The 15,237-nt window shown below is 43.2% G+C and carries 12 protein-coding genes, 11 tRNA genes and 2 rRNA genes; 2 read left to right on the forward strand and 23 right to left on the reverse strand.

Going from position 1 to position 15,237, the window contains the following annotated elements; all coding sequences use genetic code 11:
• Positions 1–35: 35 nt before the first annotated feature.
• The 10 genes from SM123_RS08110 to rlmD all read right to left on the reverse strand — a co-directional run bounded on the left by SM123_RS08110 (position 36) and on the right by rlmD (position 9,415).
• The gene (locus tag SM123_RS08110; RefSeq protein ID WP_320909404.1) at positions 36–2,687 is read right to left on the reverse strand and encodes a valine--tRNA ligase; all 2,652 of its coding nucleotides are present in this window, start codon (positions 2,685–2,687) and stop codon (positions 36–38) included.
• Positions 2,680–3,768 carry a hypothetical protein gene (locus SM123_RS08115; protein ID WP_320909405.1) on the reverse strand — a complete coding sequence of 363 codons (1,089 nt, stop codon included), beginning with the start codon at positions 3,766–3,768 and terminating at the stop codon, positions 2,680–2,682. The genes SM123_RS08110 and SM123_RS08115 overlap by 8 nt, the downstream gene beginning before the upstream one ends.
• Before the next feature lie 64 nt (positions 3,769–3,832).
• Positions 3,833–4,399: a GNAT family N-acetyltransferase gene (locus tag SM123_RS08120; RefSeq protein ID WP_320909406.1), complete on the reverse strand. Its 567-nt coding sequence runs from the start codon at positions 4,397–4,399 to the stop codon at positions 3,833–3,835.
• Positions 4,386–4,964, reverse strand: a complete 579-nt coding sequence (locus SM123_RS08125) for a flavin reductase family protein (protein ID WP_320909407.1) — start codon at positions 4,962–4,964, stop codon at positions 4,386–4,388. The genes SM123_RS08120 and SM123_RS08125 overlap by 14 nt, the downstream gene beginning before the upstream one ends.
• A 266-nt stretch (positions 4,965–5,230) precedes the next feature.
• Positions 5,231–5,578, reverse strand: coding sequence for a helix-hairpin-helix domain-containing protein (locus tag SM123_RS08130; RefSeq protein WP_003011968.1), 348 nt, complete (start codon positions 5,576–5,578; stop codon positions 5,231–5,233).
• A gap of 180 nt (positions 5,579–5,758) precedes the next feature.
• The gene (locus tag SM123_RS08135) at positions 5,759–6,013 is read right to left on the reverse strand and encodes a DUF1912 family protein (RefSeq protein ID WP_195623312.1); all 255 of its coding nucleotides are present in this window, start codon (positions 6,011–6,013) and stop codon (positions 5,759–5,761) included.
• A gap of 2 nt (positions 6,014–6,015) precedes the next feature.
• The gene (locus tag SM123_RS08140; RefSeq protein WP_320909408.1) at positions 6,016–7,362 is read right to left on the reverse strand and encodes a DUF438 domain-containing protein; all 1,347 of its coding nucleotides are present in this window, start codon (positions 7,360–7,362) and stop codon (positions 6,016–6,018) included.
• The gene (locus SM123_RS08145) at positions 7,362–7,595 is read right to left on the reverse strand and encodes a DUF1858 domain-containing protein (protein WP_320909409.1); all 234 of its coding nucleotides are present in this window, start codon (positions 7,593–7,595) and stop codon (positions 7,362–7,364) included. The genes SM123_RS08140 and SM123_RS08145 overlap by 1 nt, the downstream gene beginning before the upstream one ends.
• 13 nt (positions 7,596–7,608) lie before the next feature.
• Positions 7,609–8,052: a cytidine deaminase family protein gene (locus tag SM123_RS08150; protein ID WP_070673735.1), complete on the reverse strand. Its 444-nt coding sequence runs from the start codon at positions 8,050–8,052 to the stop codon at positions 7,609–7,611.
• 10 nt (positions 8,053–8,062) lie between these two features.
• Positions 8,063–9,415 carry a 23S rRNA (uracil(1939)-C(5))-methyltransferase RlmD gene (gene rlmD, locus SM123_RS08155; protein ID WP_320909410.1) on the reverse strand — a complete coding sequence of 451 codons (1,353 nt, stop codon included), beginning with the start codon at positions 9,413–9,415 and terminating at the stop codon, positions 8,063–8,065.
• Between the two features lie 37 nt (positions 9,416–9,452).
• On the opposite strand from rlmD, the gene recX reads away from it, so the two are divergent.
• Together recX and ntdP are read left to right on the forward strand one after the other, a co-directional pair.
• A complete protein-coding gene (recX, locus tag SM123_RS08160; RefSeq protein WP_254728042.1) occupies positions 9,453–10,235 on the forward strand; it encodes a recombination regulator RecX in 783 nt (260 codons plus the stop codon).
• Positions 10,236–10,330: 95 nt separating this feature from the next.
• A complete protein-coding gene (gene ntdP / locus SM123_RS08165) occupies positions 10,331–10,864 on the forward strand; it encodes a nucleoside tri-diphosphate phosphatase (protein ID WP_003005798.1) in 534 nt (177 codons plus the stop codon).
• A gap of 97 nt (positions 10,865–10,961) precedes the next feature.
• Here ntdP and SM123_RS08170 read toward each other — a convergent pair.
• The 13 genes from SM123_RS08170 to SM123_RS08230 form a co-directional block, all read right to left on the reverse strand.
• Positions 10,962–11,035: transfer RNA gene (locus tag SM123_RS08170), tRNA-Pro, on the reverse strand.
• 19 nt (positions 11,036–11,054) lie between these two features.
• Positions 11,055–11,128: transfer RNA gene (locus tag SM123_RS08175), tRNA-Arg, on the reverse strand.
• Positions 11,129–11,164: 36 nt separating this feature from the next.
• Positions 11,165–11,238: transfer RNA gene (locus SM123_RS08180), tRNA-Arg, on the reverse strand.
• Between the two features lie 19 nt (positions 11,239–11,257).
• Positions 11,258–11,343 (reverse strand) — tRNA-Leu (locus SM123_RS08185).
• A 7-nt stretch (positions 11,344–11,350) separates the two neighbouring features.
• Positions 11,351–11,422: transfer RNA gene (locus SM123_RS08190), tRNA-Gly, on the reverse strand.
• A 23-nt stretch (positions 11,423–11,445) separates the two neighbouring features.
• A tRNA-Thr gene (locus SM123_RS08195) sits at positions 11,446–11,518 on the reverse strand.
• A gap of 17 nt (positions 11,519–11,535) precedes the next feature.
• Positions 11,536–11,617 (reverse strand) — tRNA-Leu (locus SM123_RS08200).
• 6 nt (positions 11,618–11,623) lie between these two features.
• Positions 11,624–11,696, reverse strand: a tRNA-Lys gene (locus tag SM123_RS08205).
• 24 nt (positions 11,697–11,720) lie between these two features.
• Positions 11,721–11,793: transfer RNA gene (locus SM123_RS08210), tRNA-Asp, on the reverse strand.
• A 2-nt stretch (positions 11,794–11,795) separates the two neighbouring features.
• Positions 11,796–11,868: transfer RNA gene (locus tag SM123_RS08215), tRNA-Val, on the reverse strand.
• Positions 11,869–11,902: 34 nt separating this feature from the next.
• A 5S ribosomal RNA gene (gene rrf / locus SM123_RS08220) occupies positions 11,903–12,018 on the reverse strand.
• Positions 12,019–12,097: 79 nt separating this feature from the next.
• Positions 12,098–14,999: ribosomal RNA gene (locus SM123_RS08225) — 23S ribosomal RNA — on the reverse strand.
• Positions 15,000–15,122: 123 nt separating this feature from the next.
• Positions 15,123–15,195, reverse strand: a tRNA-Ala gene (locus tag SM123_RS08230).
• Positions 15,196–15,237: the final 42 nt, after the last annotated feature.

Genomic DNA, 15,237 nt, shown 5'->3' on the forward strand with positions numbered 1-15,237 from the left:
CCAAAAAAACACGGCATACCGCCGTGTTTCTGTGCTTATTTAACCAACTTCTTCATCTCATCAATCCGTGCTACGGTCGCATCATATTTAGCTTGGTAGTCGGCTTGTTTGTCGCGTTCTTTTTGGACGACTTCTGGTTTGGCATTGGCTACGAAGCGTTCGTTAGAGAGCTTCTTACCGACCATATCCAGTTCTTTTTGCCATTTGGCTAATTCTTTTTCAAGACGAGCCAATTCTTCTTCAACATTAAGAAGGTCTGCTAGTGGCAAGTAGATTTCTGCACCTGTGATGATGCTTGACATAACCAAGTCAGGTACTTCGACATCTGCTGCAATTTCCAGGTGTTCTGGGTTTGTGAAGCGTTTGATGTAGTTGACATTATCATTGAAAAAGGCATCGAGCTTGCTGTCGCTAGTCTTAATCAAGATAGTGATTGGTTTGCTTGGCGCTACGTTCACTTCTGCACGTGAGTTACGAACGGAGCGAATCACATCTTTAAGAGCTTCAACTCCGGCTGCTGCTTCTTCGTTTTCAAACTCTGGACGAACCACTGGGTATTCAGCAGTCACGATTGTTCCTTCAGAGATTTGACCGTAGATTTCCTCAGTCACGAATGGCATGATTGGGTGAAGGAGACGCAAGATTTGATCCAAGGTGTAAAGAAGAACAGAACGTGTGATGACTTTTTCGTCCTCGTTATCGCTATAAAGCACTTCCTTAGTCAACTCAACATACCAGTCCGCAAACTCGTCCCAGATGAAGTTGTAGAGAATATGACCAGCCACACCGAATTCAAACTTATCAAAGTTTTCAGTGACCTTACCGATCGTTTCATTGAGGTTGTGGAGAATCCAGCGGTCTGTCACGTTACCTGCTTGACCAGCAGCCACTTTAGCTACATTTTCACGTGCCGCATCCAAGGTCAACCCTTCATTGTTCATGAGGATGTAGCGCGAGATGTTCCAAATCTTGTTAATGAAGTTCCATGAAGCATCCATTTTCTCGTAAGAGAAGCGCACGTCTTGCCCTGGTGCAGAACCGTTTGAAAGGAACCAACGGAGGGCATCGGCACCATATTTCTCGATAACATCCATTGGGTCAATACCGTTACCAAGAGATTTCGACATCTTGCGTCCTTGCTCGTCACGGATAAGGCCGTGGATAAGGACATTCTTAAATGGTTGGCGTCCTGTGAATTCCAATGATTGGAAGATCATACGAGACACCCAGAAGAAGATGATATCGTAACCTGTTACCAAGGTTGAAGTTGGGAAGTAACGTTTGAAGTCTTCTGCTTCCACGTCAGGCCAACCCATAGTTGAGAATGGCCAGAGGGCAGAACTGAACCAAGTATCCAAGACATCTTCGTCTTGTTTCCATCCGTCACCTTCTGGTGCTTCTTCGCCAACGTACATTTCACCCTCAGCATTGTACCAAGCAGGGATTTGGTGACCCCACCAGAGCTGACGAGAGATTACCCAGTCATGGACATTTTCCATCCATTGAAGGAAGGTATCGTTGAAACGAGGTGGGTAGAAATCAACCTTGTCGTCTGTGTCTTGGTTTGCGATAGCATTCTTAGCCAATTGATCCATCTTCACAAACCATTGGGTAGACAAACGTGGCTCAACGGGCACACCTGTACGCTCTGAGTGACCAACTGAGTGAGTCATTTTTTCAATTTCGACAAGGGCACCGATTTCTTCCAATTTCTTAACAACAGCCTTACGTGCTTCAAAGCGGTCCATACCGTTGAATTCACCAGCCAATTCATTCATGGTACCATCATCGTTCATAACATTGACTTGAGGAAGATTATGACGTTGACCAACCAAGAAGTCATTAGGGTCGTGGGCAGGAGTGATCTTCACCACACCAGTACCAAACTCAGGGTCTGCGTGTTCGTCCCCAACGATTGGGATTGGCTTGTTCAAGATTGGCAAGATAACATTTTTACCAATCAAATCTTTATAACGGTCATCATTTGGGTTAACCGCTACAGCAGTATCCCCAAACATAGTCTCAGGACGTGTAGTTGCTACTTCAAGGGCACGTGAACCGTCTTCCAACATGTAATTCATGTGGTAGAAGGCACCTTCCACATCCTTGTGAATAACCTCGATATCAGAAAGGGCTGTACGAGCTTTTGGATCCCAGTTGATGATAAATTCACCACGGTAAATCCAGCCCTTCTTGTAAAGCTCTACAAAGACCTTACGAACGGCTTTTGACAAACCTTCGTCAAGAGTGAAACGCTCACGAGAGTAGTCTACAGAGAGCCCCATCTTGCCCCATTGTTCCTTGATGGTAGTAGCATATTCGTCTTTCCATTCCCAGACTTTCTCAAGGAATTTTTCACGACCCAGGTCATAACGAGAGATGCCATCTTCAGCCAAACGCGCTTCTACTTTAGCTTGAGTGGCAATCCCAGCATGGTCCATCCCTGGAAGCCAAAGCGTATCGAAACCTTGCATCCGTTTTTGACGGATGATGATATCTTGCAAAGTTGTATCCCAAGCGTGACCAAGGTGAAGTTTACCAGTTACGTTTGGTGGTGGAATCACGATTGAATAAGGCTTAGCCTTTTTATCGCCTGAAGGCTTGAAAACATCTTCATCAAGCCATTTTTGGTAACGACCAGCCTCAACCTCGGCTGGATTGTATTTAGGTGAAAGTTCTTTAGACATGTGTGTTCTCCTTATCTTGTTTCTTAGTTATTTTCTTTCTTAATCTTGTATATTTTTTTTCAAGTATATTGACATCTTTTCTTGTTATATAATATTTCATATTCAATATTTTTTGCTTCATTTTATAATTGTTATTATAAATTTTGTAATATTCTAACTCTAAACTTGTCTTACTTTTTTCTATCCTATTTATTTGAGATATATACTTAAAGTCTATATTGAAAATCTGATATAGGAAAAACAACTCAGAAGAAACTGTAATTAATATTATGATTATTGGGAAAATACCTATTATTAAATTTATTTCAAATAAGTTGAAAATAGCTAATAAAATAATTGATAAAAAAAGTGAATATAAATAAGGAAATAAAAACACCATTATGAAAATCATTATTAAAAATCTAACGTTTTTAGGTGAATATAAATTGGATTTGGGCAAGCGTTTAATTAGATAATTTTGAGAAAACAAACAAGTAATAAAAAAAAGCGTAATAGATAGTCTCAATATACTATTTTCAGTACTGAACCAGAAAGTTATCAATTTATAAAAAATAATATTCTTAGCATCTTTCGAGACAGACATTATTTTGTTCAGTAGACTATTTCCAGTGTTTGTCCAAAATAACATAATTGTATTTAAGAATATTAGTCCCCATCTTAAGAGATTCCATAGAAAAGTCTGACTAAATCCCACCTCATTTTTTGAACGTTCCCAATCATATTTCAGAAGCAGTTCTAGGTATTGGCTGAGCTTTTGTGACTTTTCTTCTGAATAATCAAAATCACTTAATAAATCCCAAATATGTCCATCTTTCATGTAATACTCATTATTATATTTGACATTCGTATCAAATCCATATGGATTGATTTGTGACTTAAGTCTACTAACTGCAGATTTTCTATTTTTTCCATCAAGTAAGTCAACAATTATCAGCTTTATACTCTTTCTCCATTCTGATCTTTCCTTAGTAATATAATCAAGCTGATTTCTCTTACTATTGTTCGCAAATACTAAGATTGCGCTCAAGATAGCCCCTATACCAGCTCCACTGATCAGGGTAATAATCTGACTTGTTTCCAATTTTTTACCTCTCTTTCGAAATTCTTCAATAAATCCAACTGTTCGAAATTCTCGAACAGTTCAACTAGCAACTTATAGCTTCCCACTCACTCTTCAGCAAGCCGTACCTCAAATCATCACAGCGATTGCCTTGGGCATCTTTGCGGTCTCTTATGCGTGCTTCAAGGGTGAAACCAAGCTTCTCAGCGACACGTTGACTTTGAAAGTTGTAACCAAAGCAAGACAATTCTATCTTGTGAAGGTTAAATTCTTTAAAAGCCAGGTCAATCAAGGTACGCGCTGCTTCGGGTACATAACCCCGGCCCCAATAGTCTGGGTGCAAGGTATAGCCAATCTCCAGCACATCGTCTTCGTGGCGATGGTTGAAGTCAACAGAGCCAATGATTTTATCGGTTCCTTTGATCACAATGCCGTAACCAGCTGGAAGATTTTCTTTTTGATTGCGCTCGGGAAGGATATGCTCTAGATAATAAATCTCATCTTCCAAGGTCTTGACGGGTGGAAAACCTGCTGGGTAAGAAACTTCTGGAAGACTAGCATAAGCATGGATGTCCTCTGCATCAGCTACTGTTCGGACTCGTAAGACCAGACGCTCCGTTTCGATTCGTTCTGGCAGTTCAGCTCTTGTCATTCTTCTTCCTCGCTTTCTTGATAAAGCTCCCCATGGGATCAACTCGGTCATCTAGATAACGGTAAACGCGCTGATGGCCGTCCCCCATAAAGTAAGTCGGCGCAAAACGGTCATTTTTAAAATGCCCCTTGTCATCTAAGAGCTCTGGATCAGCCAGTCGTTCGAGAATCTTGGCAAAGATATGGCAGATGCCGTCTTCCTCGATAATCCGATCTACCTGGCAATCCAAAACGACTGGACAAGCCCCCAAAATAGGAGCCTGAGTCCGTTCAGAAATCTCATAGTCTAGCCCCAGGTGTTTCAATTTCTCCCGATGGCTGATAAAGCCAGCCTGCTCCATCTGGAGCATGAGATTTTCGTCAGGGATGTTCACAGTGAACTGTTGATAATGCTTAATCTGGTCAGCCGCATTTTCCTCAGCACCAACCCCGATGACCAGCCAATCTCCCAGGCTATAAGAGGAACTGCAGGTCGTGATATTGTACCCAAAGTTCTGGTCCTGATACCCCAAGATGAAGATAGGAAAACCATAATAGAGCTTACTTGTTTTAAAAGATTGTTTCATGACAAGCTCCTTTGGCTAGGGGTGGAAAAGAAAAATCGCCCCTGCCATCTACATGACAGGGACGAATGTGTTTATCCGCGGTACCACCCAATTTCGGGCAGCGCCCGCAACTTTGTTTATTTCATTTTCATCCATTAGCTACCAGTTTTGACACATTTGTGGACTTCTCAGCACCGCCACTTTCTGTAAAATGTGGGATTCAAAACACCTCTAATAGGTTCATTTTAGCAAGTTTTCCTGGAAATAGCAAGAAATCATAAAAGCGATTATTTAAATTTAACGCCTAGTTCTTTCAATTTCTTGATTGTAGCTGGGCCGATTCCTTTAAGGGCCAACAACTCTTTTTCTGTCCAGTTTGCGAAGTCCGCAACAGAGCGAATACCTTCATCATAGAATGTTTGCGCACGATCAAGTGCCACACCTTCCAAACTTGCAGCAAATTCTTCCACTGAAGAAGCCGCTTGTTTCACTTCTTTCGCCACTGCTTTTGTAGCTTTCTCAACCTTTTTAGGTGCTTCTTTCACAGCTGCAGTTACAGTTGCGACAGCTTTTTTCAAAAGATGTCTATTTTGATGTTTGTATTGTTTCGCACGGTTTACGTTCTTCTTTGCCATTTTTCCTCCTAAATTCAGTGATCAATTCCTAAGGCAACAAGGTTTCATCACTATCATTCCATTCAATAATCCGTTGATGTCATTTCAACTTTTTTATTGTATCACAATCCCTTAAAAAATCAAGTCATTGCTCAATTTTCAGATAAATCTAGCCAGTAAAACGCCTTCAATAAGACCATTTTAATATTTTCTTTTACCAAAGAGGTCATCTGGTAAATCATGAAATCCTTTTCCAGCATGGAAATTTTCAAACTTCCCTTGCAAGAACTGATAAGCATCCAAACGGCTTTCATAGCGAATCATTGCGATTTTAGCTCGTTCATCCTGGTCTTCATCAAAAACCTTCTTACTTTCTTCTAGAGCCATTTCATTGATCATGACCTGGGTCTTGATCCACTCCTCAAACTCCTTCATAAACTCTGTTTCGTAACTCATCTTTACTCCATTCCTCTATAAAAATCCGTATCGATCTCCCGATAAGGTTGAATGTCCTGAACATATTCCAAGACACCTTGAAAGTCTCCAGCTTCATCACGCACTGCCGCATAGGTGACATGGACAAATTTCCCACGTGATTCTGATTTGAACCACATTTCGTACTTGTCTTTTTTCCCTTCTCGAAGCCCCTGCATGATCGCTTTGACCTTTTCCAAGTATTTTGGCGGGTGACACAGCTCAACATTGCGTCCTACCTGCGACGGCGTCCTCTTAAAAATCATTTCCTCAAAAGGCGCAGCATCGTTGTAATATTGGAAAACATCATCCTTATTGACAAAGGTGATCTCCATCGGTAACTGGTTCAAGATCAAATTCGCTTGCTCCACAGATAGAAAGCCATTTCCAAAAGCTTGTGGCTGCTGGCGATCGAAACTCTCTTCTTTTTTCTTAGGCGTGAAGGTAATGGTCAACTGCCCATCAGGAGTCTCAATGACCTGACGATGCTCGCTTCCATTTGAAGAAGGAAGGACTTCACCTAAATCTTCTGTCTCTGTTGCTCCTTCTTCCTTGAAGTCCACGCGTTTTGGTACCCACTTTTCACTTGGGAGAATAATGGCATAACCATAAGCATCACTTTCTTCTGCAATGGAGAGCCAATCATCCTGGCTAAAGGCCTCCAGCAAAATCATCAAGAGGATCGACTCTTCCTTGAAGATCATGCCCTCAAACTCTTGTGCAAATGCTTCAAAGCCTTCCTTGACTTCAGAAATACTAGAATCCAGTAATTTCTTGGCCGCATCCAAAACTTTCGCAAAGAGTTCCCGAATCTGGTCATCCACCCCCCACATCACTTTCGGAGGTGAATCATGGCCGTATTTTTCCATAATCGGAAACATCAGCTCTTCCTTACGGCGGTAATGCCGATCAAATTGACCCACCAAGCCAAGCTGACGCAAGAGGCCTTTGTGAATCTCCTGGATCATCTCAGGATCCTCTGTCGTCTCATAATTATCCAGCAAGCGACGAACCCGCATCATAGCGGCTCGAAGGGCTAGGTTCTCCTGTTTAAAGATCTGAACCGGATGACCTGGATGGTCAGTATCTGCCACTTCGACCCCTTGAACCGCATTCTTAAAGAGATTGGCATGGACATCACAAAGCTCCATAACATCTTCAAAAGTAACACCTGAATCTGAATTCATCAGTTCATGCTCCATGAGAGAGATCTCAATCGCAGAAACCCCCGCAAAGGTCGCATCAAATCGTTCTTGGACCGACTCAGGAGATGCTCCATGATGCAGGTCTAATAAGATATCTCTTAAGACGTGAATTCGTTCATCGCTCATTAGCCTAACCCCACTACTTCATAGCCATTGGCCTCTAATGTTCGCACAATCTTTTCCATGGGAGTACCCTCTAATTTTGATCCTTGTTTCAAGGAAACCTTGCGCCCAACCGTATTGCGCATGATCGGATTGGCTAAGGGTTTAAAGCCCAACTCCACCAACAAATCCAATACCTCCGGATGTTGATCAATAACTTGAGCAACTGGAATCGATATATCAATAACATTGTCCATTTATTTATTTCCTCTACTTCTTCCCTTTATTCTCTCTCTGACGAGCCCGTTCTTCGCCCCACCAAAGAGGCATCAATTCACCTAAAGTAATGGTCTTGCGACTCTCATAATCCACCATAAATTCTAGATGACGATTCTCTGCATTTAGCTCAAGGAGAAATTCACGACAGGCCCCACAAGGCATCCCAGAACCTTCTCCATAAGGAGGCTTGTCTCGAAAAGCAATAATGCGCTTGACCTTGGTCTGTCCTGATTGTTGATACATGTTGAAAAGGGCCGCTCGTTCGGCACATAAATGAAAGACACCGCAGGTTCCTTCCATACAAAAGCCCGTAAAAATCTGACCATCTGCAGCCTCAACAGCAGCAACCACATGTCGAGCATAGACAAAATCTGAAACCTCTTGAGGCGCATAGAGAGCTTTCGCCTCAAGATAAAGTTTTTCCCAAATATCCATTCTTCTACTTTCACTTCTTCACTAACTTCACAACTGCTTCCGTCCTTGCAGTATGGGGAAACATGTCCACTGATTGAATATATTCAACCTGATAAACCTTCGTCAAAGCTACTAGATCCCGTGCCAAAGTAGAGACATTACAAGAGACATAGACCATCTTTTCAGGTGCATAGTGCAACAAGGTCTCGATTAATTTTGTCCCCAAGCCCGTACGAGGTGGATCCACGATCACAGCATTAGCCCGATAGCCTTCCTGGTACCAGCGAGGAATGATCTCTTCTGCTGTCCCAGCCTCATAGTGGGTATTCTCAAATCCCATCCGTTTGGCATTGTATTTAGCATCTTCAATCGCTTCAGGAATGATATCCATCCCCCGCACACTTTTTACTCTATTCGCAAAAGCAAACCCAATCGTTCCAACCCCACAATAGGCATCAATCAGGTGATCCTCTGGAGAAACATCTAGAGCCTTGACAGCCTCACTATACAATACTTCAGTTTGTTCCGGATTCAACTGGTAAAAGGCTCGAGGAGATAGGGAGAATTCATAATCCAAAACACCTTCCAAAATGGCCTCTTCTCCCCAAATAATCTGCGTTTGTTCCCCATAGATCTCACTGGAACGAGACGTATTTTTATTAACAGCAACTGTGACAATCTCAGGGTGTTTCGTGACCAAGTCTTCCACCAAATTCTTTACGTTAATCTGACGACTGGTGACCACAATGATCTGAACCTGCCCAGACTTCCGAGCCCGTCGAACCATCATGGTTCTGACACCCAGTTCTTTACGCTCATCAGCAATTGGAATCTGATAATAGGTCAATAAATCCGCTAGATCGTTGGCGATAGCTTGAATAACCGGATCTTGAACCAAACAATCTTTTAATTCCACCAAATAATGTGAATTTTGAGCATAGAGTCCTGCCTTCACCTGGCCTTTGAATTTCCTTGTTTGAAATTGCAATTTTGCCCGATAGTAAAGCGGCTCCTGCATTCCAATTGTCGGCCGAATATCATACTGTTCAAAGCCTTCAGGTGAGAACTTCTTCAAGGCCTGTTGCAATAAATCTGTCTTAAACTCCAGCTGCTTCTCATACTTCAAATGCATGATTTGGCAACCACCACAGGTCTCATAGATATCACACATGGGCGTCACACGAAACTTAGACGCCTTATTCACAGATAGGAGTTTGGCTTCCGCAAAATTTTTCTTGACACTTGTAATTTGGCAGAAGATATCTTCTCCCTTCAAAGCACCTGGTACAAAGACAAGTGTTTTTTTATAAAAGCCAATCCCTTCTCCATTAATTCCCATTCGTTTAATTTTCAAAGGAATTTTTTGTTTTACTTTAACGTTCATATCCCTATCTTAACACATTTTTCGGTATAATAAAAACATGAAAATTACAAAACTAGAAAAGAAAAAAAGACTCTACCTCCTAGAATTAGACAGTGATCAAAAACTTTATATTACAGAAGACACCATCGTCAAATATTTCCTTTCCAAAGAGAAAGAAATCAGTGAAGAGGAACTAAAAGAAATCCAAGAGTTTGCTCAATACTCCTATGGTAAAAACCTGGCCCTTTACCATCTTTCTTTTAAAGCTCGGACAACAAAAGAAGTCAGAGACTACCTGACAAAGTATGAGATTGAAAGTGGCATTATTGATAAAGTGGTCCAACACCTAAAAGAAGACAAGTGGTTAGATGATCGTCAATATGCAAGAAACCTGATAGAAGCCAACCTTCTCAGTGGCGATAAGGGTCCTATCTTATTACAACAAAAAATTCAACAAAAAGGGATCCCAAAATCTATCCTTCAAGAAATTCTTGCAGACTATGATTTTTCAGAAGTGATCGACCGTACCGCAATAAAACTCCTAAAAAAATACCAAGGAAAATACCCGTTAAAAGCCATTGAAACGAAAATCATCCAAGCCCTCATTTCAAAAGGCTTTGCTTACAACCAAGCAAAGATAGCATTCCAAAATCTCGAGCTCGAAACAGATGAAGAAACAACCAATGAGCTCATTCTAAAAGAGTTAGAAAAACAATACCGTAAATACAGTAAAAAATATGAAGGCTATGACCTCAAACAACGCTTGACTCAGGCACTAGCCAGAAAAGGCTACGATTATAGTGATATAACGTCAACCATTAGAGAATACTTAGATTCATAAACCAAATTGAAAATTAAATAGAAAAATAAGAAAAAATTTGAAAAAATATGATACAATATAGAGGATATACTTAGATTGTAGAAAGTTGGTAAGTTATGAAACTACCTAAAGAAGGCGACTTTATTACAATTCAAAGTTATAAACATGATGGCAGTTTACACCGTACATGGCGTGACACCATGGTATTAAAGATAACCGAAAATGCAATTATTGGAGTAAATGATCATACACTTGTTACTGAAAGTGATGGTAGACGTTGGATTACACGTGAACCAGCGATCGTATATTTCCATAAAAAATATTGGTTTAACATCATCGCCATGATCCGTGACAATGGTGTGTCTTACTACTGTAACCTAGCAAGTCCTTTTCACATTGACCAAGAAGCCTTAAAATATATCGACTATGATCTCGATGTCAAAGTCTTTACCAATGGTGAAAAAAAATTGTTAGATGTTGAAGAATACGAGCAGCATAAAGAAAAAATGCACTATTCAGATGACATCGACTTTATTTTAAAGGAAAATGTTAAGGTTCTAGTAGATTGGATAAACCAAAACAAAGGTCCTTTTTCTGAGGAATATATCAAAATTTGGTATAACCGTTATGTTGAACTGCGAAATAAATAAAGTTGAAAAGAGCGCAAGCTCTTTTTTCTTGAAAATTAATAAAAAAATAACTACAAAAAAAGTCTAATGTCAACCATTAGACTTTTTCGATACACTATCGGGAAGACAGGATTCGAACCTGCGACACCTTGGTCCCAAACCAAGTACTCTACCAAGCTGAGCTACTTCCCGATCTAAAGCTACCGCTTTATGCACCCTAGAGGAGTCGAACCTCTAACCGCCTGATTCGTAGTCAGGTACTCTATCCAGTTGAGCTAAGGGTGCTCGTTCCTATTCAATTATTACATAGCCTTGCGACCATGCACCCTAGAGGAGTCGAACCTCTAACCGCCTGATTCGTAGTCAGGTACTCTATCCAGTTGAGCTAAGGGAGCTTCTTTCAACCTTTGTCTATGCCGAGGACCGGAATCGAACCGGTACGATCGTTACCAATCGCAGGATTTTAAGTCCTGTGCGTCTGCCAGTTCCGCCACCCCGGCCTCCTCAAGCGAACGACGGGATTCGAACCCGCGACCCCCACCTTGGCAAGGTGGTGTTCTACCACTGAACTACGTTCGCATTGCTTTCTTTATATAAAAAAATGCCGGCTACATGACTTGAACACGCGACCCTCTGATTACAAATCAGATGCTCTACCAACTGAGCTAAGCCGGCTCATTATTATTCTCTTATGCGGGTTAAGGGACTTGAACCCCCACGCCGTAAAGCGCCAGATCCTAAATCTGGTGCGTCTGCCAATTCCGCCAAACCCGCAAAATATGACCCGTACTGGGCTCGAACCAGTGACCCATTGATTAAAAGTCAATTGCTCTACCAACTGAGCTAACGAGTCTTAAAATAATTTTCATTATCTTAACGGTCCCGACGGGAATCGAACCCGCGATCTTCGCCGTGACAGGGCGACGTGATAACCGCTACACTACGGGACCTATGGGAGTTAACGGGATCGAACCGCTGACCCTCTGCTTGTAAGGCAGATGCTCTCCCAGCTGAGCTAAACTCCCAAATGAGCCTAGTATCTACTAGGCTCAATCTCTTGCTAAGCGACTACCTTATCTCACAGGGGGCAACCCCCAACTACTTCCGGCGTTCTAGGGCTTAACTGCTGTGTTCGGCATGGGTACAGGTGTATCTCCTAGGCTATCGTCACTTAACTCTGAATGATTAAACATTCAAAATTGAACATCTATATTCTAACAAGTTAACCTTTCGTTGTCAATATCTTCTGACTCTTTGGATAAGTCCTCGAGCTATTAGTATTAGTCCGCTCCATTGCTCACACAACTTCCACTCCTAACCTATCTACCTGATCTTCTCTCAGGGCTCTTACTGATATAAAATCATGGGAAATCTCATCTTGAGGTGGGTTTCACACTTAGATGCTTTCAGCGTTTATCCCTTCCCTACATAGCTACCCAGCGATGCCTCTGGCGAGACAACTGGTACACCAGCGGTAAGTCCACTCTGGTCCTCTCGTACTAGGAGCAGATCCTCTCAAATTTCCTACGCCCGCGACGGATAGGGACCGAACTGTCTCACGACGTTCTGAACCCAGCTCGCGTGCCGCTTTAATGGGCGAACAGCCCAACCCTTGGGACCGACTACAGCCCCAGGATGCGACGAGCCGACATCGAGGTGCCAAACCTCCCCGTCGATGTGAACTCTTGGGGGAGATAAGCCTGTTATCCCCAGGGTAGCTTTTATCCGTTGAGCGATGGCCCTTCCATACGGAACCACCGGATCACTAAGCCCGACTTTCGTCCCTGCTCGAGTTGTAGCTCTCGCAGTCAAGCTCCCTTATACCTTTACACTCTGCGAATGATTTCCAACCATTCTGAGGGAACCTTTGGGCGCCTCCGTTACCTTTTAGGAGGCGACCGCCCCAGTCAAACTGCCCGTCAGACACTGTCTCCGTAGATGATGAACCTACCGGGTTAGAGTGGCCATAACACAAGGGTAGTATCCCAACAACGCCTCCATCGAAACTGGCGTCCCGATCTCAATGGCTCCTACCTATCCTGTACATGTGGCACAGACACTCAATATCAAACTGCAGTAAAGCTCCATGGGGTCTTTCCGTCCTGTCGCGGGTAACCTGCATCTTCACAGGTACTAAAATTTCACCGAGTCTCTCGTTGAGACAGTGCCCAAATCATTACGCCTTTCGTGCGGGTCGGAACTTACCCGACAAGGAATTTCGCTACCTTAGGACCGTTATAGTTACGGCCGCCGTTTACTGGGGCTTCAATTCATACCTTCGCGTTACCGCTAAGCACTCCTCTTAACCTTCCAGCACCGGGCAGGCGTCACCCCCTATACATCATCTTACGATTTAGCAGAGAGCTGTGTTTTTGATAAACAGTTGCTTGGGCCTATTCACTGCGGCTGACTTTAAGCCAGCACCCCTTCTCCCGAAGTTACGGGGTCATTTTGCCGAGTTCCTTAACGAGAGTTCTCTCGCTCACCTGAGGCTACTCGCCTCGACTACCTGTGTCGGTTTGCGGTACGGGTAGAGTATGATTAACGCTAGAAGCTTTTCTTGGCAGTGTGACGTCACTAACTTCGCTACTAAACTTCGCTCCCCATCACAGCTCAATGTTATAGAATTAAGCATTTAACTCAATTCACACCTCACTGCTTAGACGTGCACTTCCAGTCGCACGCTTTAGTTAGCCTACTGCGTCCCTCCTTCACTACATACTCTAGTACAGGAATATCAACCTGTTGTCCATCGGATACACCTTTCGGTCTCTCCTTAGGTCCCGACTAACCCAGGGCGGACGAGCCTTCCCCTGGAAACCTTAGTCTTACGGTGGACAGGATTCTCACCTGTCTTTCGCTACTCATACCGGCATTCTCACTTCTATGCGTTCCAGCGCTCCTCACGGTACACCTTCTCCACACATAGAACGCTCTCCTACCATACCTATAAAGGTATCCACAGCTTCGGTAAATTGTTTTAGCCCCGGTACATTTTCGGCGCAGGGTCACTCGACTAGTGAGCTATTACGCACTCTTTGAATGAATAGCTGCTTCTAAGCTAACATCCTAGTTGTCTGTGCAACCCCACATCCTTTTCCACTTAACAATTATTTTGGGACCTTAGCTGGTGGTCTGGGCTGTTTCCCTTTCGACTACGGATCTTAGCACTCGCAGTCTGACTGCCGACCATAATTCATTGGCATTCGGAGTTTATCTGAGATTGGTAATCCGGGATGGACCCCTCACCCAAACAGTGCTCTACCTCCAAGAATCTTAATGTCGACGCTAGCCCTAAAGCTATTTCGGAGAGAACCAGCTATCTCCAAGTTCGTTTGGAATTTCTCCGCTACCCACAAGTCATCCAAGCACTTTTCAACGTGCCCTGGTTCGGTCCTCCAGTGAGTTTTACCTCACCTTCAACCTGCTCATGGGTAGGTCACATGGTTTCGGGTCTACGACATAATACTAAGACGCCCTATTCAGACTCGGTTTCCCTACGGCTCCGTCTCTTCAACTTAACCTCGCATCATATCGTAACTCGCCGGTTCATTCTACAAAAGGCACGCTCTCACCCATTAACGGGCTCGAACTTGTTGTAGGCACACGGTTTCAGGTTCTATTTCACTCCCCTCCCGGGGTGCTTTTCACCTTTCCCTCACGGTACTGGTTCACTATCGGTCACTAGAGAGTATTTAGGGTTGGGAGATGGTCCTCCCAGATTCCGACGGGATTTCTCGTGTCCCGCCGTACTCAGGATACTGCTAGGTATAAAGACTATTTCAAATACGAGGCTCTTACTCTCTTTGGCTGACCTTCCCATGTCATTCTTCTATAATCTTTAAGTCCACATTGCAGTCCTACAACCCCGAAGAGTAAACTCTTCGGTTTGCCCTCCTGCCGTTTCGCTCGCCGCTACTCAGGCAATCGCTTTTGCTTTCTCTTCCTGCAGCTACTTAGATGTTTCAGTTCACTGCGTCTTCCTCTACCTATCCTTAACAGATAGGAGTACTAGCCATCAGCTAGTGGGTTCCCCCATTCGGACATCTCTGGATCGTCGCTTACTTACAGCTCCCCAAAGCATTTCGTCGTTTGTCACGTCCTTCTTCGGCTTCTAGTGCCAAGGCATCCACCGTGCGCCCTTATTAACTTAACCTTATTTTTGGTCTTGCGACCTAAACTCTTTAAATATTTACAGCGTTTCGGTTTATTTTCTTGTTACTATTTGATATAGATATTCAATTTTCAATGTTCAATCTTAACACCCTTACAGTGTTAATGGAGCCTAGCGGGATCGAACCGCTGACCTCCTGCGTGCAAAGCAGGCGCTCTCCCAGCTGAGCTAAGGCCCCACAAGACCTCTCAAAACTAAACAAGACCAACGTACAGGTTTC

Source organism: Streptococcus sp. S5, from assembly GCF_034134805.1.
Lineage (GTDB): Bacteria > Bacillota > Bacilli > Lactobacillales > Streptococcaceae > Streptococcus > Streptococcus lingualis.